Origin of the sequence: Cryobacterium ruanii (genome assembly GCF_004404055.1) — a bacterium.
Classification (GTDB): domain Bacteria; phylum Actinomycetota; class Actinomycetes; order Actinomycetales; family Microbacteriaceae; genus Cryobacterium; species Cryobacterium ruanii.
Genome location: NZ_SOHK01000023.1, coordinates 72,243 through 87,360 on the forward strand (window position 1 = coordinate 72,243; position 15,118 = coordinate 87,360).

13 protein-coding genes are annotated in these 15,118 nt (G+C 66.7%); 5 read left to right on the top strand and 8 right to left on the bottom strand.

The features are described 5' to 3' along the window. Nucleotides 1-24 precede the first annotated feature (24 nt). From E3T47_RS14540 to E3T47_RS14550, 3 genes are read right to left on the bottom strand one after another with little or no spacing between them, the layout of a single operon-like run. On the bottom strand, nucleotides 25-1,191 hold the full coding sequence (locus E3T47_RS14540; protein WP_134556766.1) for an acyl-CoA dehydrogenase family protein: 1,167 nt from the start codon (nucleotides 1,189-1,191) through the stop codon (nucleotides 25-27). Further along, the gene (locus E3T47_RS14545) at nucleotides 1,191-3,281 is read right to left on the bottom strand and encodes an acetyl/propionyl/methylcrotonyl-CoA carboxylase subunit alpha (RefSeq protein WP_134556767.1); all 2,091 of its coding nucleotides are present in this window, start codon (nucleotides 3,279-3,281) and stop codon (nucleotides 1,191-1,193) included. Before E3T47_RS14545 ends, E3T47_RS14540 begins: the two co-directional genes overlap by 1 nt. After that, nucleotides 3,226-4,833, bottom strand: coding sequence for a carboxyl transferase domain-containing protein (locus E3T47_RS14550; RefSeq protein WP_134556768.1), 1,608 nt, complete (start codon nucleotides 4,831-4,833; stop codon nucleotides 3,226-3,228). The genes E3T47_RS14545 and E3T47_RS14550 overlap by 56 nt, the downstream gene beginning before the upstream one ends. Nucleotides 4,834-4,913: 80 nt before the next feature. Here E3T47_RS14550 and E3T47_RS14555 point away from each other — a divergent pair, with 80 nt between their 5' ends. Further along, nucleotides 4,914-5,513, top strand: coding sequence for an SACE_7040 family transcriptional regulator (locus E3T47_RS14555; protein ID WP_134556769.1), 600 nt, complete (start codon nucleotides 4,914-4,916; stop codon nucleotides 5,511-5,513). A gap of 1 nt (nucleotide 5,514) precedes the next feature. On the opposite strand, the gene E3T47_RS14560 is transcribed toward E3T47_RS14555, so the two are convergent. From E3T47_RS14560 to pdhA, 5 genes are all read right to left on the bottom strand, one after another. Next, on the bottom strand, nucleotides 5,515-6,138 hold the full coding sequence (locus E3T47_RS14560) for a LysE/ArgO family amino acid transporter (protein WP_134556770.1): 624 nt from the start codon (nucleotides 6,136-6,138) through the stop codon (nucleotides 5,515-5,517). A gap of 31 nt (nucleotides 6,139-6,169) precedes the next feature. Further along, nucleotides 6,170-6,832 carry a VOC family protein gene (locus E3T47_RS14565; RefSeq protein ID WP_134556771.1) on the bottom strand — a complete coding sequence of 221 codons (663 nt, stop codon included), beginning with the start codon at nucleotides 6,830-6,832 and terminating at the stop codon, nucleotides 6,170-6,172. 211 nt (nucleotides 6,833-7,043) lie between these two features. After that, nucleotides 7,044-8,582 (bottom strand): dihydrolipoamide acetyltransferase family protein, encoded by a 1,539-nt coding sequence (locus E3T47_RS14570; RefSeq protein WP_134556772.1) that lies wholly within the window; start codon nucleotides 8,580-8,582, stop codon nucleotides 7,044-7,046. Beyond that, a complete protein-coding gene (locus E3T47_RS14575) occupies nucleotides 8,579-9,538 on the bottom strand; it encodes an alpha-ketoacid dehydrogenase subunit beta (protein ID WP_241982297.1) in 960 nt (319 codons plus the stop codon). Before E3T47_RS14575 ends, E3T47_RS14570 begins: the two co-directional genes overlap by 4 nt. 113 nt (nucleotides 9,539-9,651) lie before the next feature. Continuing rightward, the gene (pdhA, locus tag E3T47_RS14580) at nucleotides 9,652-10,767 is read right to left on the bottom strand and encodes a pyruvate dehydrogenase (acetyl-transferring) E1 component subunit alpha (protein WP_134556773.1); all 1,116 of its coding nucleotides are present in this window, start codon (nucleotides 10,765-10,767) and stop codon (nucleotides 9,652-9,654) included. Between the two features lie 131 nt (nucleotides 10,768-10,898). On the opposite strand from pdhA, the gene E3T47_RS14585 reads away from it, so the two are divergent. From E3T47_RS14585 to E3T47_RS14600, 4 genes are all read left to right on the top strand, one after another. After that, nucleotides 10,899-11,363, top strand: a complete 465-nt coding sequence (locus E3T47_RS14585) for an Lrp/AsnC family transcriptional regulator (RefSeq protein WP_134556774.1) — start codon at nucleotides 10,899-10,901, stop codon at nucleotides 11,361-11,363. A 182-nt stretch (nucleotides 11,364-11,545) separates the two neighbouring features. Next, complete coding sequence (locus E3T47_RS14590; RefSeq protein ID WP_134556775.1) at nucleotides 11,546-12,031, top strand: NADH-quinone oxidoreductase subunit B family protein; 486 nt, start codon at nucleotides 11,546-11,548, stop codon at nucleotides 12,029-12,031. Next, nucleotides 12,028-14,166 carry a proton-conducting transporter transmembrane domain-containing protein gene (locus E3T47_RS14595; protein ID WP_134556776.1) on the top strand — a complete coding sequence of 713 codons (2,139 nt, stop codon included), beginning with the start codon at nucleotides 12,028-12,030 and terminating at the stop codon, nucleotides 14,164-14,166. Before E3T47_RS14590 ends, E3T47_RS14595 begins: the two co-directional genes overlap by 4 nt. After that, entirely contained in the window at nucleotides 14,163-15,116 is a 954-nt protein-coding gene (locus E3T47_RS14600) for a respiratory chain complex I subunit 1 family protein (RefSeq protein WP_134556777.1), read from the top strand. Before E3T47_RS14595 ends, E3T47_RS14600 begins: the two co-directional genes overlap by 4 nt. Nucleotides 15,117-15,118 lie beyond the last annotated feature (2 nt).

Genomic DNA, 15,118 nt, shown 5'->3' on the forward strand with positions numbered 1-15,118 from the left:
CCTCGGTCTTGTCGTGCGGCCAGGTCAGGCCGCAAAACCGAGCGTCCGGGCAATGACCATGAGCTGGACCTCGGTCGTACCCTCGCCCAGTTCGAGCACTTTGGAATCACGATAGTGCCGAGCGACCGGATTTTCATTCAGAAAGCCGTATCCTCCGAAGATCTGGGTGGCGTCGCGGGCGTTGTCCATAGCCGCTTCGCTACCGATCATCTTGGCGATCGACGCTTCCATCTTGAACGACTTGCCGTTGATCATTTTGAGGGCCGCGTCGTAGTAGGCGAGGCGCGCACTGTGCACGCGCGCCTGCATGCGGGCGAGTTTGAAAGCGATGTGCTGGTTTGATCCGATGGCGCGACCGAACACGTTGCGGCTCTTCGCGTACCGCACCGACTCGTCGAGGCAACCCTGCGCCGCCCCGGTGCAGAGCGCGGCGAAGGCGATGCGGCCCTCGTCGAGGGTCTGCACGAAGTTGGCGAAGCCGCGCCCGCGCTCACCGAGCAGGTTCCCTTCCGGTACGCGCACGTTGTCGAAGAGCAGCGGATGCGTGTCGGAGGTATGCCAGCCGACCTTGTCGTAGGCGGGCAAGACGGTGAATCCAGGAGCCGGGGTCGGCACCAGGATGGCGGTAAGTTCCTTCTTGATCGAACCGTCGGGGCGGGCCGACTGACCGGTGACCGCGGTAACGGTGACCAGACGGGTGATGTCGGTTCCGGAGTTGGTGATGAACTGCTTGCTGCCGTTGATCACCCACTCGCCGCCCGTCAGTTCTGCGGTGGTCTTGGTACCGGCAGCGTCGGAGCCGGCATCCGCTTCGGTGAGGCCGAATGCGGAGAGTGCCTTGCCACTCGCGAGCAGCGGCACCCAGTGCTGCTTCTGTTGTTCGGTTCCGCGACGGTAGACCGGCATGATGCCCAGACCCACGCCGGCTTCGAGGGTGACGGCGATGCTCTGGTCGACGCGAGCAAGTTGTTCGACGGCGAGACAGAGCGAGAAGTAGTCGCTGCCCTGGCCGCCGTATTCTTTCGGGAACGGCAGGCCGAACAGTCCCATCTCGCCCATCTGGTCGATGATGTCGTAGGGCAGGCTGCGCTTGGTGTCGTACTCGTAGGCGGCCGGCGCGACGACGGCGTCGGCGAAGTCGCGAACCTGGTCACTGAGGGCCTGCTGGATGGGGCTGAGTTCGTAGCTCATTATGGATCTCCCTGATCTCGGGTGGTTTTGGTATCGGGGGTAACGGTCGCAACGATCTGGTCTAGGCGCACGAGATCGCCCGGGCCGACGCTGATCATGACCGTTCCCGCTTGGGGCGCGACGAGTTTGTGCTCCATTTTCATGGCCTCGATGGTGGCGAGCGTTTGCCCGGCAACCACGCGGTCTCCGCACGACACCGGCACCGCGACGACGGTGCCGGGCATCGGGGAGCGAACCTCGGGCTGCAGCGTGCCGGCCACCCGATCGCGTTCGGCTAGCAACTCGGCCAGTTGTTCGGCGCGGGTCGGCAGCAGCAGATCAAAAGCGACACCGTCATGGCCGAGGTGCAGGCGGCCGTGCGCTCGCGCCACGTCGTAGACCCGCGTCACACCCGCGAACTCGACCCGCACCCGGCCGACAGCCAGAGTGGCGAGGCTGCCGAGTCTGGGCGAAAGCTCGCCGACGCAAACGGATGCTGCGCCCGGCTCCCCCCAAACGCCCACGGTGCACACGCTGCCGCCGCCCACCCCGAGTTGGTACCGGGCTGGGCGGTGCTCACCGAGGCGCCAGCCGCTCGGCCGCTGCCAGACCGAGATCGCCGCATCGAAGCGGGCATTGTGAACGAGCAGGGCTGCGGCGGCAAGCACGTGGTCGTCGGCATGCCGAAATGCGAGGTGCGGCAGGGTGCGCTCGATCAGTGCGGTGTCGAGCTGGCCAGCCCGCACAGGCGGTTCCTGCAGCAGCAGGCGAAGATATTCCAGATTGGTATGCACCCCGAGCACGAGAAAGTCGGCGAGGGCACGATCAAGGCGCGCAATGGCGGCGGTCCGGTCGGGGGCCCACGCCACGACCTTGGCGAGCATCGGGTCGTAGGCGCCCCCAATTTGCAAGCCAGGCAGAAGGGCGCTGTCGACTCGGATGCCCTCGCCCACCGGCTCACGCAGCGCGAGCACCGTGCCGGTCATCGGCAGAAAATCGCGCTCGGGATTCTCCGCGTACACCCGAGCCTCGATCGCATGCCCATTGAGGCATATGTCGCTCTGCGCGAGGCCGAGCGGCTCACCCGCGGCGATTCGCAGCTGCCAGTCGACGAGGTCTACGCCGGTGACGAGTTCGGTGACCGGGTGTTCGACCTGCAGGCGAGTGTTCATCTCCATGAAAAAGAAATCGCCGGGGGCGTCGGCGGCGACCAGGAACTCGACCGTGCCGGCTCCGCGATAGTCGACGCTGCGGGCGGCAGCGCACGCGGCCTCGCCGATGCGCACACGCGTCGCCGGGTCGAGCAGTGGCGAGGGGGCTTCCTCGATGACTTTCTGATGGCGGCGTTGCAGGGAGCACTCACGTTCGCCGAGGTGGATGACGGCACCGTAATTGTCGGCGAGCACCTGAACCTCGATGTGGCGGGGGGTGGCGACGAGCCGTTCCAGAAAGAGGGTGTCGTCGCCGAACGCGCTCGCGGCCACGCGACGTGCGGTGACCAGGGCGTCGGCGAGCTGCTCGGCGGCCTCGACGACTTCCATGCCCTTGCCGCCGCCGCCGGCGGACGGTTTGATCAGCAACGGGTAGCCCACTTCAGCGGCAGCCTCGATGAGCTGTTCGTCGCTGAGTCCGGGGCGGGCGATTCCGGGAATGATCGGCACCCCGAAACCGGCGACGTGATTCTTGGAACGGATCTTATCGCCCATCACGGCCAACGCGTTGACGCTCGGTCCGATGAAGACGATGCCGGCGTCGGCGCAGGCCTGCGCGAACGCCTGGTTCTCGCTGAGGAACCCGTAACCCGGATGGATGGCCTCGGCGTCGGTCCGTGCGGCCGCGTCGAGGATAGCGTCGATATTGAGGTAGCTGCTGGCCGGGGCGGCGGGACCGATCCGCACCGCGGCATCCGCTAGCTGTACATGTCTGGCCCCACGGTCGGCGTCACTGTACACGGCAACCGAGCGGATGCCCCGCTCGCGCAGGGTGCGCATGATGCGGCAGGCGATCTCACCGCGATTAGCGACGAGCACGGTGGTGAAGTCAGTTGTCACCGGGTCACATCCGAAACAGGCCGAAGGCGGGGTCGGGTAGGGGAACGGCAGCGCAGACATCGAGGGCGAGTCCGAGCACGGTGCGGGTATCGGCCGGGTCGATGACGCCGTCGTCCCAGAGTCGGGCGGTGGAATAGTAAGGACTGCCCTGTTGCTCGTATTGGTCGGTGATCGGTTTCTTGAAGTCGGCTTCGGCCTCGGTCGACCACTGCTCGCCGCGGCCCTCGATCTGCTCGCGTTTGACGGTCGCGAGCACCGCGGAGGCCTGCGGGCCGCCCATCACCGAGATGCGGCTGCCCGGCCACATCCAGAGAAAGCGTGGCGAGTACGCGCGACCACACATGGAGTAGTTGCCGGCACCGAAAGAGCCGCCGATGACCACGGTGAGTTTGGGTACGCGGGTGGTGGCGACGGCGGTGACCATTTTGGCACCGTGCTTGGCGATACCGCCGGTCTCGGCGTCGGTGCCGACCATGAAGCCCGAGATGTTCTGCAGAAAGATCAGCGGGATGCCGCGTTGGTCGCACAGTTCGATGAAGTGGGCGCCTTTTTGCGCCGATTCGGCGAAGAGGATGCCGTTGTTGGCGACGATGCCCACCGGGTGGCCGTGCAGGTGGGCGAATCCGGTGACGAGGGTGGGGCCATATTCCTTCTTGAATTCGTGCAATTCGCTCGCGTCGACGAGTCGGGAAATGACCTCGCGCACGTCGTAGGGCTGTTGCACGTCGACGGGTACGGCCGCATAGAGTTCGTCGGCGCTAACGGCCGGCTCGCGCACGGGCAGCACCGGCCAGGCCGACGGCGCGGGCAGCGGCAGGGTCGATACGATGTCACGAACGATCTGCAGCGCGTGCTCGTCGTTCTCGGCGAGATGGTCGGTGACGCCGGACACCCGGGAATGCAGGTCGCCGCCGCCGAGTTCTTCGGCCGAAACGATCTCGCCGATCGCGGCCTTGACGAGCGGCGGGCCGCCGAGAAAGATGGTGCCCTGGTTTCGTACGATCACGGTTTCGTCGCTCATTGCCGGAACGTAGGCACCGCCGGCCGTGCAGGAGCCGAGCACCGCGGCGATCTGCGGGATGCGGAATGCGGACATCCGTGCCTGGTTGTAGAAGATGCGGCCGAAGTGGTCGCGGTCGGGGAAGACCTCGTCCTGCCGGGGCAGGAAGGCCCCACCGGAGTCGACGAGGTAGACGCAGGGAAGACGGTTCTCGAGGGCGATTTCCTGCGCGCGCAGGTGTTTTTTGACGGTCAGCGGATAGTAGGTGCCGCCCTTGACGGTGGCGTCGTTGCAGATTATGAGCACCGGGCGGCCGTGCACGAGGCCGATTCCGGCGATGAGCCCGGCTCCGGGACTGTCGTCGTTGTAGAGACCGGCGGCGGCGAGCGGGCCGATTTCAAGAAAGGGGCTGCCCTCATCGAGCAGCCGGTCGACGCGCTCCCTGGGCAGCAGCTTTCCGCGGGCGACGTGCCGCTGCCGGGAGCTCTGCGGGCCACCGAGCGCAGCCAACGCCAGACGCGAGCGAAGATCGGCGACGAGGGCGCGCTGCCCGGAGTCATTGGCACGAAAGGTGGGGTCGGTGTGGTCGAGCTCACTGGTGAGTACGTGCATCGACCGCTGTCTCCCTCGACTGGGTGCCAATCACAGTTAATGATTGGTAACTCAAATTAGGTTAGCTAGTATTAACTGAAATGTCTAGCATTCAGAGAACGGCACGCAGCCAGGCCAAGGCCCACCGGCGTGCCGAACTACTCCGCGCGGCGGCTACCCTGTTTGCCCGCTCGGGTTTCAACGGGGTCTCGATCGAAGACCTGGGCACGGCCGTCGGGGTGAGCGGACCGGCGGTCTACCGCCATTTCAGCGGCAAGCCGGCCGTGCTCGCCGCCCTGCTCATCGACGTGAGCGAGGATCTGGTCGCCGGGGGCAACTCGGTCGTCACGGCGACAGCGGATGCCGCGTCCGCCCTGCAGGGACTCGTGCGCTTTCACGTGACCTTCGCCCTGGCCAACCCCGACGTGATTCGGGTGCAGGACCGAGACCTCGACAGTCTGGCCGAGCCAGACCGCCACCGGGTGCGCGTGCTCCAGCGCGAGTACGTGGAACTGTGGGTGCAGGTTTTGCAGCGGGTGCACCCGGCGGTCGACATGGCGCAGCTGCGCATTCGCGCCCACGCGACCTTTGGGCTGCTGAACTCGACGCCGCACAGTGCGCGCGCCTCGGCGCAGCCCGCCGTGCGGGCCCTGCTCGAGGAGATGGCACTCGCTGCCCTCGGCCTGCCCGGTCAGGTATGACCTAGTGACCGAGGGCCAGGCGCACGCCGAGGGCGATCATCACCACGGCGATCACCGCGTCAAGCACTCGCCACGACGTGGGCCTGGCGAACACCGGGCGCAGTAGTCGTGCTCCGAAGCCGAGCGCCGAGAACCAGATGAAACTGGCCGCAATGGCGCCGCCAGCCCACCACCAGCGCTGCTCCATGCCCTGCTGGTTGGCGACGGCGCCGAGGAATAGCACGGTGTCCAGGTAGACGTGCGGATTCAGCCAGGTGAGGGCGAGCACGTTCGCGACGGCGACCCGCATCCCCGTTGCACCCATGGCTCCCGACACGACGAGTGTTCCGGGGCGAATTGCCCGGCGGGCAGCGACGAGTCCGTAACCAATCAGAAAGGCGGAGCCGAGCACGCGGATCACGATGATCGCCACCGGCGCCCCGGCCACGACCAGCCCGAGGCCGAGCACCCCAGCCAGAATGAGCACGGCATCGGACAGCGCGCAGATCAGGACGACAGGAACGATGACTTTATTGTGTCCCTCGATGCCGAGTCGCAGCACGAACGCGTTTTGGGACCCGATCGCGATGATGAGAGAGAGCCCGGTGGCGAGGCCCAGAAGAGCCGGGAGAAGAGTTGTGGTCACCTGTGCAACGCTAGATCCTCCTCATCGCCGTTCAGAACGCGGTGGTACAGATGCAGAGTTCGTTGCCTTCGACATCGGCGAGCACCCACCAGTCGGGAGCATGCTCGTCGGTGAGCAGCACTCCTCCGACCTCGAGCACGGCCGCGACCCGCTCTTCGGCATCATCGTTCGGCACGTGCACGTCGAGGTGAATTCGGTTTCGGTCGGTACGGGCGATCTCCATGTGCTGAAACCAGACTTTCGGGCCAAGGCCGCCCGGGTCGACCAGTTCCACGCCGTCGTCACCGGCAACCTCGGTGTAGCCGAGGGCGACCCGCCAGAACGGGCGCACGGCGTCCTCGTCGGTGCAGTCGATCGCGATGTCGTAACGGGTCGGCCGCACAGGGCCGGCAGTCGCACCGAGGGTGTCGGCGATCTGCTGCACCCGGGCAGCGAGATCAAGATCACGCGCGGTGACTCCCCCGGCGTCGTGCGAGGTGACCACGAGCGACACCGTGCCGTAGCCGAGGCGCACGTCAGGGTGGTGGTTCAGTTTTTCAGCGACTTCGCCGATCCGATTGACGAGTTCGAGAGCGGACGCGAAGTCTTTGGTGCGAAATGTGGCGTGCAGGCATCCGTCGAGATGCACGAAAGCGGTGCCCGCCAACTGATTCTTTGTCGAAAGGGAGGTGAGGAGTGCGCCGTGAGCGTTCATGCCCCCACTGTCCTCCGCCCCCGCACCCCGGTCAACCGCCGTCATTCGGCATAACTCCAGCAATCCGCGCCCGCGAAGCGTGGATGCCCCGGAATTCCACTGATTTTCACCGGCAGGCTTTCACATTGAAGGAGTTGTGTGCACCGAGGTGGGCAAAGAATACTGGTCTTGGAATTGGTGGGAGAAATATTGGTGGCGAGAATAGAAGGAGCTAAACCATGGTCAATACCCGGGCCGGGTCGGCGAGGATGGTTCCGACATCGGCGAGAAAGCGGGAACCCTGCTCGCCGTCGACCAGGCGGTGGTCGAACGACAGGCTGAGCGTGAGCACCTTGCGCAGGGCGACCTGCCCGCGGTACTCCCACGGCTGTGAGCGGATGCTGCCCAGCGCGAGGATCGCCGCCTCCCCCGGATTAAGGATGGGGGTACCCGCATCGATACCGAAGACCCCGATATTGGTGATGGTGATCGTGCTGCCGGCCAGCGCCGCCGGCGTGGTCGTTCCGGCCCTGGCCGCCGTGGTGAGTTCGGCGAGCGCGGCGGCGAGGCCGCGCAGGTCGAGCCGTTCGGCATCCGGAATGTTCGGCACGAGCAGGCCGCGGGGGGTGGCCGCGGCGATGCCGAGGTTCACGTGGTGGAATTGCACGATTTCGCCGGCCGGCTCATCCCATCGGGTGTTCACCGCTGGAGTGCGGCCGACCGCGAGGCAGAGCGCCTTGGCCACCACGGCGAGGATGCCGATGCCCGCGTCGGCAAACTGACGGTCGCCACTCAGGGACTCGAGCAGCTCGACGACGGGTGTGACGTCGATCGTGAGGAACTCGGTCACGTGCGGCGCCGTGAAAGCGCTCTGCACCATGGCGGCGGCCGTGAGCTTGCGCAGGCTCTTGATCGGCGTGCGGGTCTCGCGCTCGAACGCTCCGGCTCCGGCTCCGGCACCGGTACCGGCACCGGGCAGCGTGCCCGAGGGGTGGGGCGTCGTTGTGTGCAGGCCTGGCTCCGGCACGGAGTGGGTGAGGTGGGCGCGCACGTCGTCGCGGGTGATCAAGCCGTCGCGCCCGGTTCCGGTGACGGTGGTCAGGTCGACCCCGAGGTCACGTGCCAGCGCGCGCACCGGCGGCGTCGAGCGCGGTCGCTCCCCAGGCAATGCTGCGGCCGGTTGGTCTACAGCTGCCGCGGCGAGCGTCAACGGGTCTAGCGCGGCATCCGCTGCCGTGCGCGGTTGCGTGAATGGCGCGACCGGTGTTTTCCGATCAGCGAGAGCAGCCTGATCGGACGCAGGCCGGTCGACCACGACCGGCAGGCCGCCGCCCTGGCGGGCCCGGCGATGGGGATGACCGCCGCGCTCCACTGCGGGACCATAGCCGACCAGGTTGGCCTCGCGCTGCTCGACGGGTGCGAGTACTGGTGCGGGTACTGGTACTGGTGCGGGTAATGGTGCGGGTGCGGGTACTGGTGCGGGTGCGGGTGCGGGTGCGGCAGCATCCGCTGTCGGAGGCGTGTCAGGTTCGCCGCCGATATCGAAGCTGACGATAGGTTCGCCGACGTGCACGACCACACCGGCCGGCTGATGCAGTACGCGCACGACCCCGGCGAAGGGGCTCGGCAGTTCGACGACCGCTTTGGCCGTTTCAACGTCGGCGATGTGCTGGTTGAGGGTGACTTCGTCGCCCGGCGCCACGAGCCAGGCCACGATCTCGCTCTCGGTAAGCCCCTCACCGAGGTCGGGCAGTTTGAAGATCTTGATCATCGGCGCCCCATGACCCGGTCGACGCCGTCGAGAATACGGTCGAGGTCGGGCAGGTGGTGGCTTTCGAGTTTGGCCGGCGGGTACGGCACGTCGAAGCCGGTCACCCGCACCGGCGCGGCTTCCAGGTAGCTGAAGCAGCGTTCAGTGACGGTCGCGATGATCTCGCCGCCGAGCCCGCCCGACTGGGCCGCCTCGTGGGTCACGACGAGACGCCCGGTCTTCTGAACGGATGCCTCCACCACCGCGTAGTCCACCGGTGACAGTGAGCGCAGGTCGATGACTTCGATCGACACGCCCTCGTCAAGAGCGGCGAGCGCCGCGTCGCGCGCCGTAGACACGAGCGCGCCGTAGGCGAGGAGCGTGACATCCGTTCCTGGGCGCACGATGACGGCCTGGTCCATCGGGGTACCCAGTTCGGGAACGACCTCACCCTTGACGTGATAACGACGTTTGGGCTCGAAGTAGAGCACCGGGTCGTCACTCGCGATGGCCTGCCGAATGAGACTGTAGGCGTCCTGGGCGTTGGAGACGGCGATCACGCGCAGGCCGGAGGTGTGCGTGAAGTAGGCCTCGGGCGACTCGGAGTGGTGTTCGGCCGCTCCGATGCCACCGCCGAACGGCACCCGGATGGTGATCGGCATGCGCACGGCGCCCTGGGTACGGTAGTGGAACTTGGCGACCTGGCTGACGATCTGGTCGAAACCGGGAAAGATGAAGCCGTCGAACTGGATCTCACAGACCGGGCGGTAGCCGCGGTAGGCGAGGCCGACCGCGGTGCCGATGATCGCGGATTCGGCGAGCGGCGTGTCGATGACCCGGCGAGCGCCGAACTGGGCGAGCAGGTCGCTCGTTACACGGAAGACGCCGCCGAGGGCTCCGATGTCTTCGCCGAGCAGCACAACCCTGGGGTCGTCGAGCATGGCCTGGCGCAGGCCCTCGTTGATAGCCTTGCCCATGGTAAGCGTCTTGGTCTCCCTCAGGGGAGTGGGGGCCGGGTCCGTGTAGGCCGGCACAGCGAGGCCGGGGACGGTCGACACGGTGGCGGGGGTCATCAGGGTGGTCATGGTCATCACGCCTTTCCGTTCTGTTCTGCACCGCTCTGTTCTGCACCGCCGAAGCTCGTGAGGTACCCGGCGTAGTCGGTGCGCTGGCGCTCGAGGGTGGCGTTTGGGGTGACGTAGACGTGGTCGAACACGCTCAGCGGTTCGGGGTCCGGCATGCCGATGCAGCCGGCCCGCAGTTCGACTGCCGCGGCGTCGGCGAGGGCCGCAGTGGCTTCCTCGACCTCGGGGGTGATCTCACCGAGACTGGTCAACAGCCGGTGCAGGCGCAGCAGGGGGTCCCGCGTCTTCCACGCGGCGAGTTCGGCCGGGTCTCGGTAGCGGGTGGGGTCATCCGCTGTGGTGTGCGGCCCCATGCGGTAGGTGACGGCTTCGACGAAGGTGGGGCCGCCGCCGGTGCGGGCCCGGTCGAGGGCGATGCGGGTGGCCGCCAGCACCGCGATCACATCATTGCCGTCGACGCGAAGGCTCGGAATGCCGAAGCCCGGCGCGCGATCGGCGATGTTGCGGTGCGCCTGCACCCCGACCGGCTCGGAGATGGCCCAGTGGTTGTTTTGGCAGAAGAAGACCACCGGGGCCTGGAAACTCGCCGCGAAGACCATGGCCTCGTTGACGTCGCCCTCGCTCGTGGCACCGTCGCCGAAGTAGGCGATGGCGACGGAGTCGACTTCGTCGCGCTGCGCGCCGAGCGCCCACCCGGTGGCGTGCAGGGTCTGCGCGCCGATGATGATCGCCGGGGTGGCCAGATTGACGGTGTAGGGATCCCAGCCGGACTGGGCGTTACCGCGCCACACCTTGACGATGTCGGTCAGTTTGACTCCGCGGCAGTAGGCGACCGCGTTCTCGCGGTAGCTCGGAAAGGCGAAGTCGTCACTGCGCAGGGCGCGGGCCGAGCCGACCTGGGCAGCTTCCTGGCCGAGCAGCGGCGGCCACAGGCCGAGTTCGCCCTGGCGTTGCAGGGCGGTCGCCTCGGTATCGAGGCGGCGCACCACGACCATGTCACGGTACAGCGCGAGCAGGGCCGCCCCGTCGAGATCTTCGACCCACGAGTCGAAGTCCGGGCGGGGCATCCGCTCGCCGTCAAGCGAGAGGAGCTGCACCGGCTGGAGGGATGAATCAATCATGGGTAGCTCCGAGCGTCATTGCTAAAGTTGACGTGAGCCTATGTCGACGTAGCAGGGAGCACAACCACTATCAAAAATAGTGAGCAGAGTGCCCTATTCAAGCGCGCCGGTCCATGTTAATGTTTTGCACTATGTACAGCCTTGACAAGACCGACACGAAGCTTCTCCAGGCGCTCTCCGCCGACCCGCGCAGCACCTTTGTTGCACTCGCCGACACGCTGGGCCTGTCCCGCAATACCGTGCAGGCCCGAATGAAACGCCTGGAAGACTCTGGCGCCTTTCTCGGCTTCGATCGTCGCATCAATCCGGCCGCGCTCGGCTATCCGCTGACCGCGTTCATCGAGGTTCACGTGCAGCAGAAACGGCTCGCCCAGATCGTGATCGACCTCGCTCAGATCCCCGAGATCGTGCAGGCGCACGGAATGAGCGGGCAGACCGACCTGCTCGTGCGGGTGGTCTGTACGGATGCCGCAGACCTGTTCCGCATTGACGGAACCATCCTCGCCTGCGACGGGGTCGAACGCACCGAGACCTCGCTCGCGATGGGCGAGGTCATCCCGTATCGTCTCACCCCGCTGCTCGACCGTCGCGGGTAACGATATCTATTTGCGAAAGTCTTCATATACTTATATAAAGAAGTAATGGACTTATACGCGCCGGTAGTCTTGCACTCAACCAGACGTATCGCAGAATCCGTCGCCTGCCCTTCACCCTTCGACTTCGCGCTTCCCACAGAAGGCACCAGCTTCGTGAACATGCATGCACACCGGGGACTCGTATGAGTTTCCTGCGATTGGCCACCCTGATCCGTCACGGCGCAAGGATCGCCGAACCGGCACCGCCCGCTCCGCCGCTTTTTGCCGGAGCCGAGGCGCTCGGCGGCAGCGTGCAGGTGCGCTTCATCAATGCCGGCGGCTGCAATGACTGTGCACTCGAAGTCTCGGCCGCCTTCGGTCCGGTCTACGACGTCGAACGCTATGGCGCGCGCCTGGTTCCCTCGCCGCGGCACGCCGACGTGCTCCTCATCGTCGGCAGCGTCACCCGCAACATGGCGGAGCCGCTGCGCCGCACCATCGAGGCCACCCCCACCCCCCGGTTTGTGATTGCGGTCGGTGACTGCGCTCTGAACGGCGGTGCCTTTCGCGACGGTTACGGCATCGTGGGGCCCGTTTCTGACTTCGTGCACGTCGATATCGAGGTTCCGGGCAGCCCGCCGGAACCGGCCGATATCGTGCGGGCCCTGCGCCGGATAACCGGCCGATGACCGCCATCGGAGCCGAACTGCTCCTGCAGACCGAGATCGGTGCGGGACTGCTCCCACAAACCGCCATCGGAGCCGAACTGCTCCTGCAGACCGAGATCGGTGCGGGACTGCTCCCACAAACCGCCATCGGAGCCGGACTGCTCCTGCAACTCGGTCTCGGTGCGCTCGCCGTGGTGAGCGGTCTCATGGCCGCACCGTCCTTACGGTCGCGGGCGGGCGGCATCCTCTGCACCCTCCTTGCCGTGACCGGCTTGGCCACCGGCCTCGGGGCGCTGCTCGGCGCCACCGGCGGCCTGCTCATTCCGATCGCCCTTCCAATGGATCCGCTAGTGCTGGCCCCCGACCGCTTGGGTGGCCTGTTCATGCTCGTCGTCTCCGGCGTCGGCATTCTCGTGTCGCTCTACTCCATGAGTTCCACTCGGGGAGCCGACGCGAGCCGCACCGCCTGGGTGGCCATGCCGGTCTTCCTCGTGGGCATGCAGCTCGTACCGGCTGCGACCGACTCTGTCTCGTTCCTGCTGGCCTGGGAGATCATGACACTCGGCTCCACCGTGCTGCTGCTCGCCGACCATGCCAGCCGCGCCACGGTCGCCTCCGCCAGCATCTGGTATTCGGCTATGTCGCAGCTGAGTTTCTTCTTCATCCTGGCCGGATTCGCGGTGCTCGCCGCTGCATCGGGCGGCACGAGCTTCACCAGCCTGCAGGCCGTCGAACCCGGCTCCTGGCCGGCGAACCTGGCTTTCGTACTCCTTTTACTCGGATTTGGCGGCAAGGCCGAACTCGTGCCGCTGCACGTCTGGGTACCCCGGGTGCTGCCCGAAGCGCCCAGTCACGTCTCGGCCGCCATGAGCGGCGCCATGGTCAAGATCGGCGTCTATGGCGGCCTGCTGGTCTGCGTTCGCCTGCTGCCCGACGGCCCGCCCTGGTGGGGCATCGCGATCATGCTCGTGGGCGGCGTATCCGCTCTCTACGGCATTCTGCAGGCCTCCGTGTCGAGCGATCTCAAGGTTCTGCTCGCCTACTCGACCACCGAGAACATGGGCCTGGTCTTTCTCGGACTCGGGGCGAGCATGCTGCTGCGCGGCTTCGACGCCACAGCGGCAGCGGATGCCGCGCTCGTCGCCGCTCTGCTGCTCACCATCAGCCACGCCGCGTTCAAATCGACCCTGTTCCTCGGCGCCGGCGCGATCATCCACGCCACCGGAGAACGCAACCTCGACCGGCTCGGCGGGCTCGGTGCCCGCATGCCGGTGACCGCCGCCGCGTTCGGCATTGCAAGCCTCGGCGCGGCCGCCATCCCGATCACGAGCGGCTTCGTCGCCGAGTGGATGCTGCTGCAGTCGCTCATCCACGGTGGTCGCCTTGACGGGGCGGTCGTCTCGGTCGCGGCATCCGTTGCCATGCCGCTGGCCGTCGCCGTGATCGCACTGACCGCCGGCCTCGCCCTGCTCACTTTCGTGAAGGCCTACGGCATCGCTTTTCTCGCGCGGCCGCGCAGCGCAGCGGCAGCGGATGCCCGTGAGGTGCCGCGGCTCATGCAGCTCGCCCTCGCCCTCGGCGCGCTGTTCGTGCTCGCCCTCGGGCTGCTCCCCGGGCCGATCGCCGCGCTCGTTGCGCACACGGTCAGCTCGAACCCGACAACCGCCGTGCAGTCGGTCGGCCTCGGCGGCGTCTCGCTGCCGGGTATCGGGGCGGTGCTCGACCCGATCATGCTCGTCGTGCTGTCGGCACTGGTCGCCATCCCGGTGATCGTCTCGATCATCGTGTCGGCCCGCCGGCATCCGCATCGCACGGTCGACCTGCCATGGGGTGGTGGCGGCTCCCGCGCCAGGCCGCGCATGCAGTACACCGCAACCTCCTACGCCGAGCCGCTCGTGCGGGTGTTCGACGACGTGCTCAAGCCGTCCCGCGACGTGCAGGTCACCCACGTCGCCGAGTCGCGTTATCTGGTGGAACGCGTGCGGGTGGAACAACGCGTCTCGGACATTTTTGAAACCCGGCTGTACCGGCCGGTGCTCAACCTGCTCCAGCGCTACGGAATCGTCGTACGCCACCTGGCCAACGGCAGCATCCACCGATACCTGTCCTATTCCTTCGTTGCTCTACTGATCGTGCTGATCGTGGTCTCGCTATGAACACCGCGCTCAGTTCCATCATCATCGCCTCCGTGCAGGTCGTGCTGTTCGTCTTCCTCGCTCCGCTGCTGATGGGCCTGATCCGTCAGGTGCGGGCCACGATCGAGGGGCGCGCCGGAGCCGGAATCTGGCAGCCCTGGCGTGACGTGCGCAAGCTACTCGCCAAGAACCCCGTGCGTGCCGAAGGCAGCAGCTGGATGCTCAGGGCCGGGCCGGTCGCCCTTATGGTGTCGAGTCTGCTGCTCTGCGTGCTGCTGCCGCTCGTGGGTACCATCCCGTTCCCGTCCATTCCGAGCGACCTCTTCGTCATCGTCTCGGTCATGCTCATCGGCGTCGTCGCACTCGCCCTGGTCGGGCTCGACGGCGGAACCGCATTCGGAGGCATGGGGTCGAGCCGGCACATGACCGTTGCCGCTCTCGTCGAACCCACGCTGTTGCTCTCGGTCTACGCCCTGTCGATCCCCGCTGGGACCAGCACCATCTCGGCCATCGTCGAAACCCGGCTGCTCTCCCCCGAGGTCATCATCTCACCGGTCAGCGTGCTCGCCCTCGTGGCCCTGTCGATCGCAATCATGGCCGAAACGGCCCGTCTGCCGATCGACAATCCGGGCACCCACCTCGAACTAACCATGCTGCATGAGGCGATGACCCTCGAGGCAAGCGGCCGCGACCTGGCCTGGCTCGAAGTTGGCTCCTGGCTGAAGCTCGCCGCCCTGCTCGGTCTGGTCAGCAACCTGGTCGTGCCGTGGGGTATCGTGACCGATTTCAGCGCCCTGGGCCTGCTGATTGGCGTCGTCACCATCGCGGTGAAGGTGCTCGTGCTCGGCGTGCTGCTGAGCGTCGGCGAGATCTTTCTGGCCAAGGTGCGTCTGTTCCAGGTGCCCGAGCTGCTCGCGGGTTCCTTCGCCCTCGCCTTCCTAGCCGTCACCGCCTCCTACCTGGTCGCCTGAGG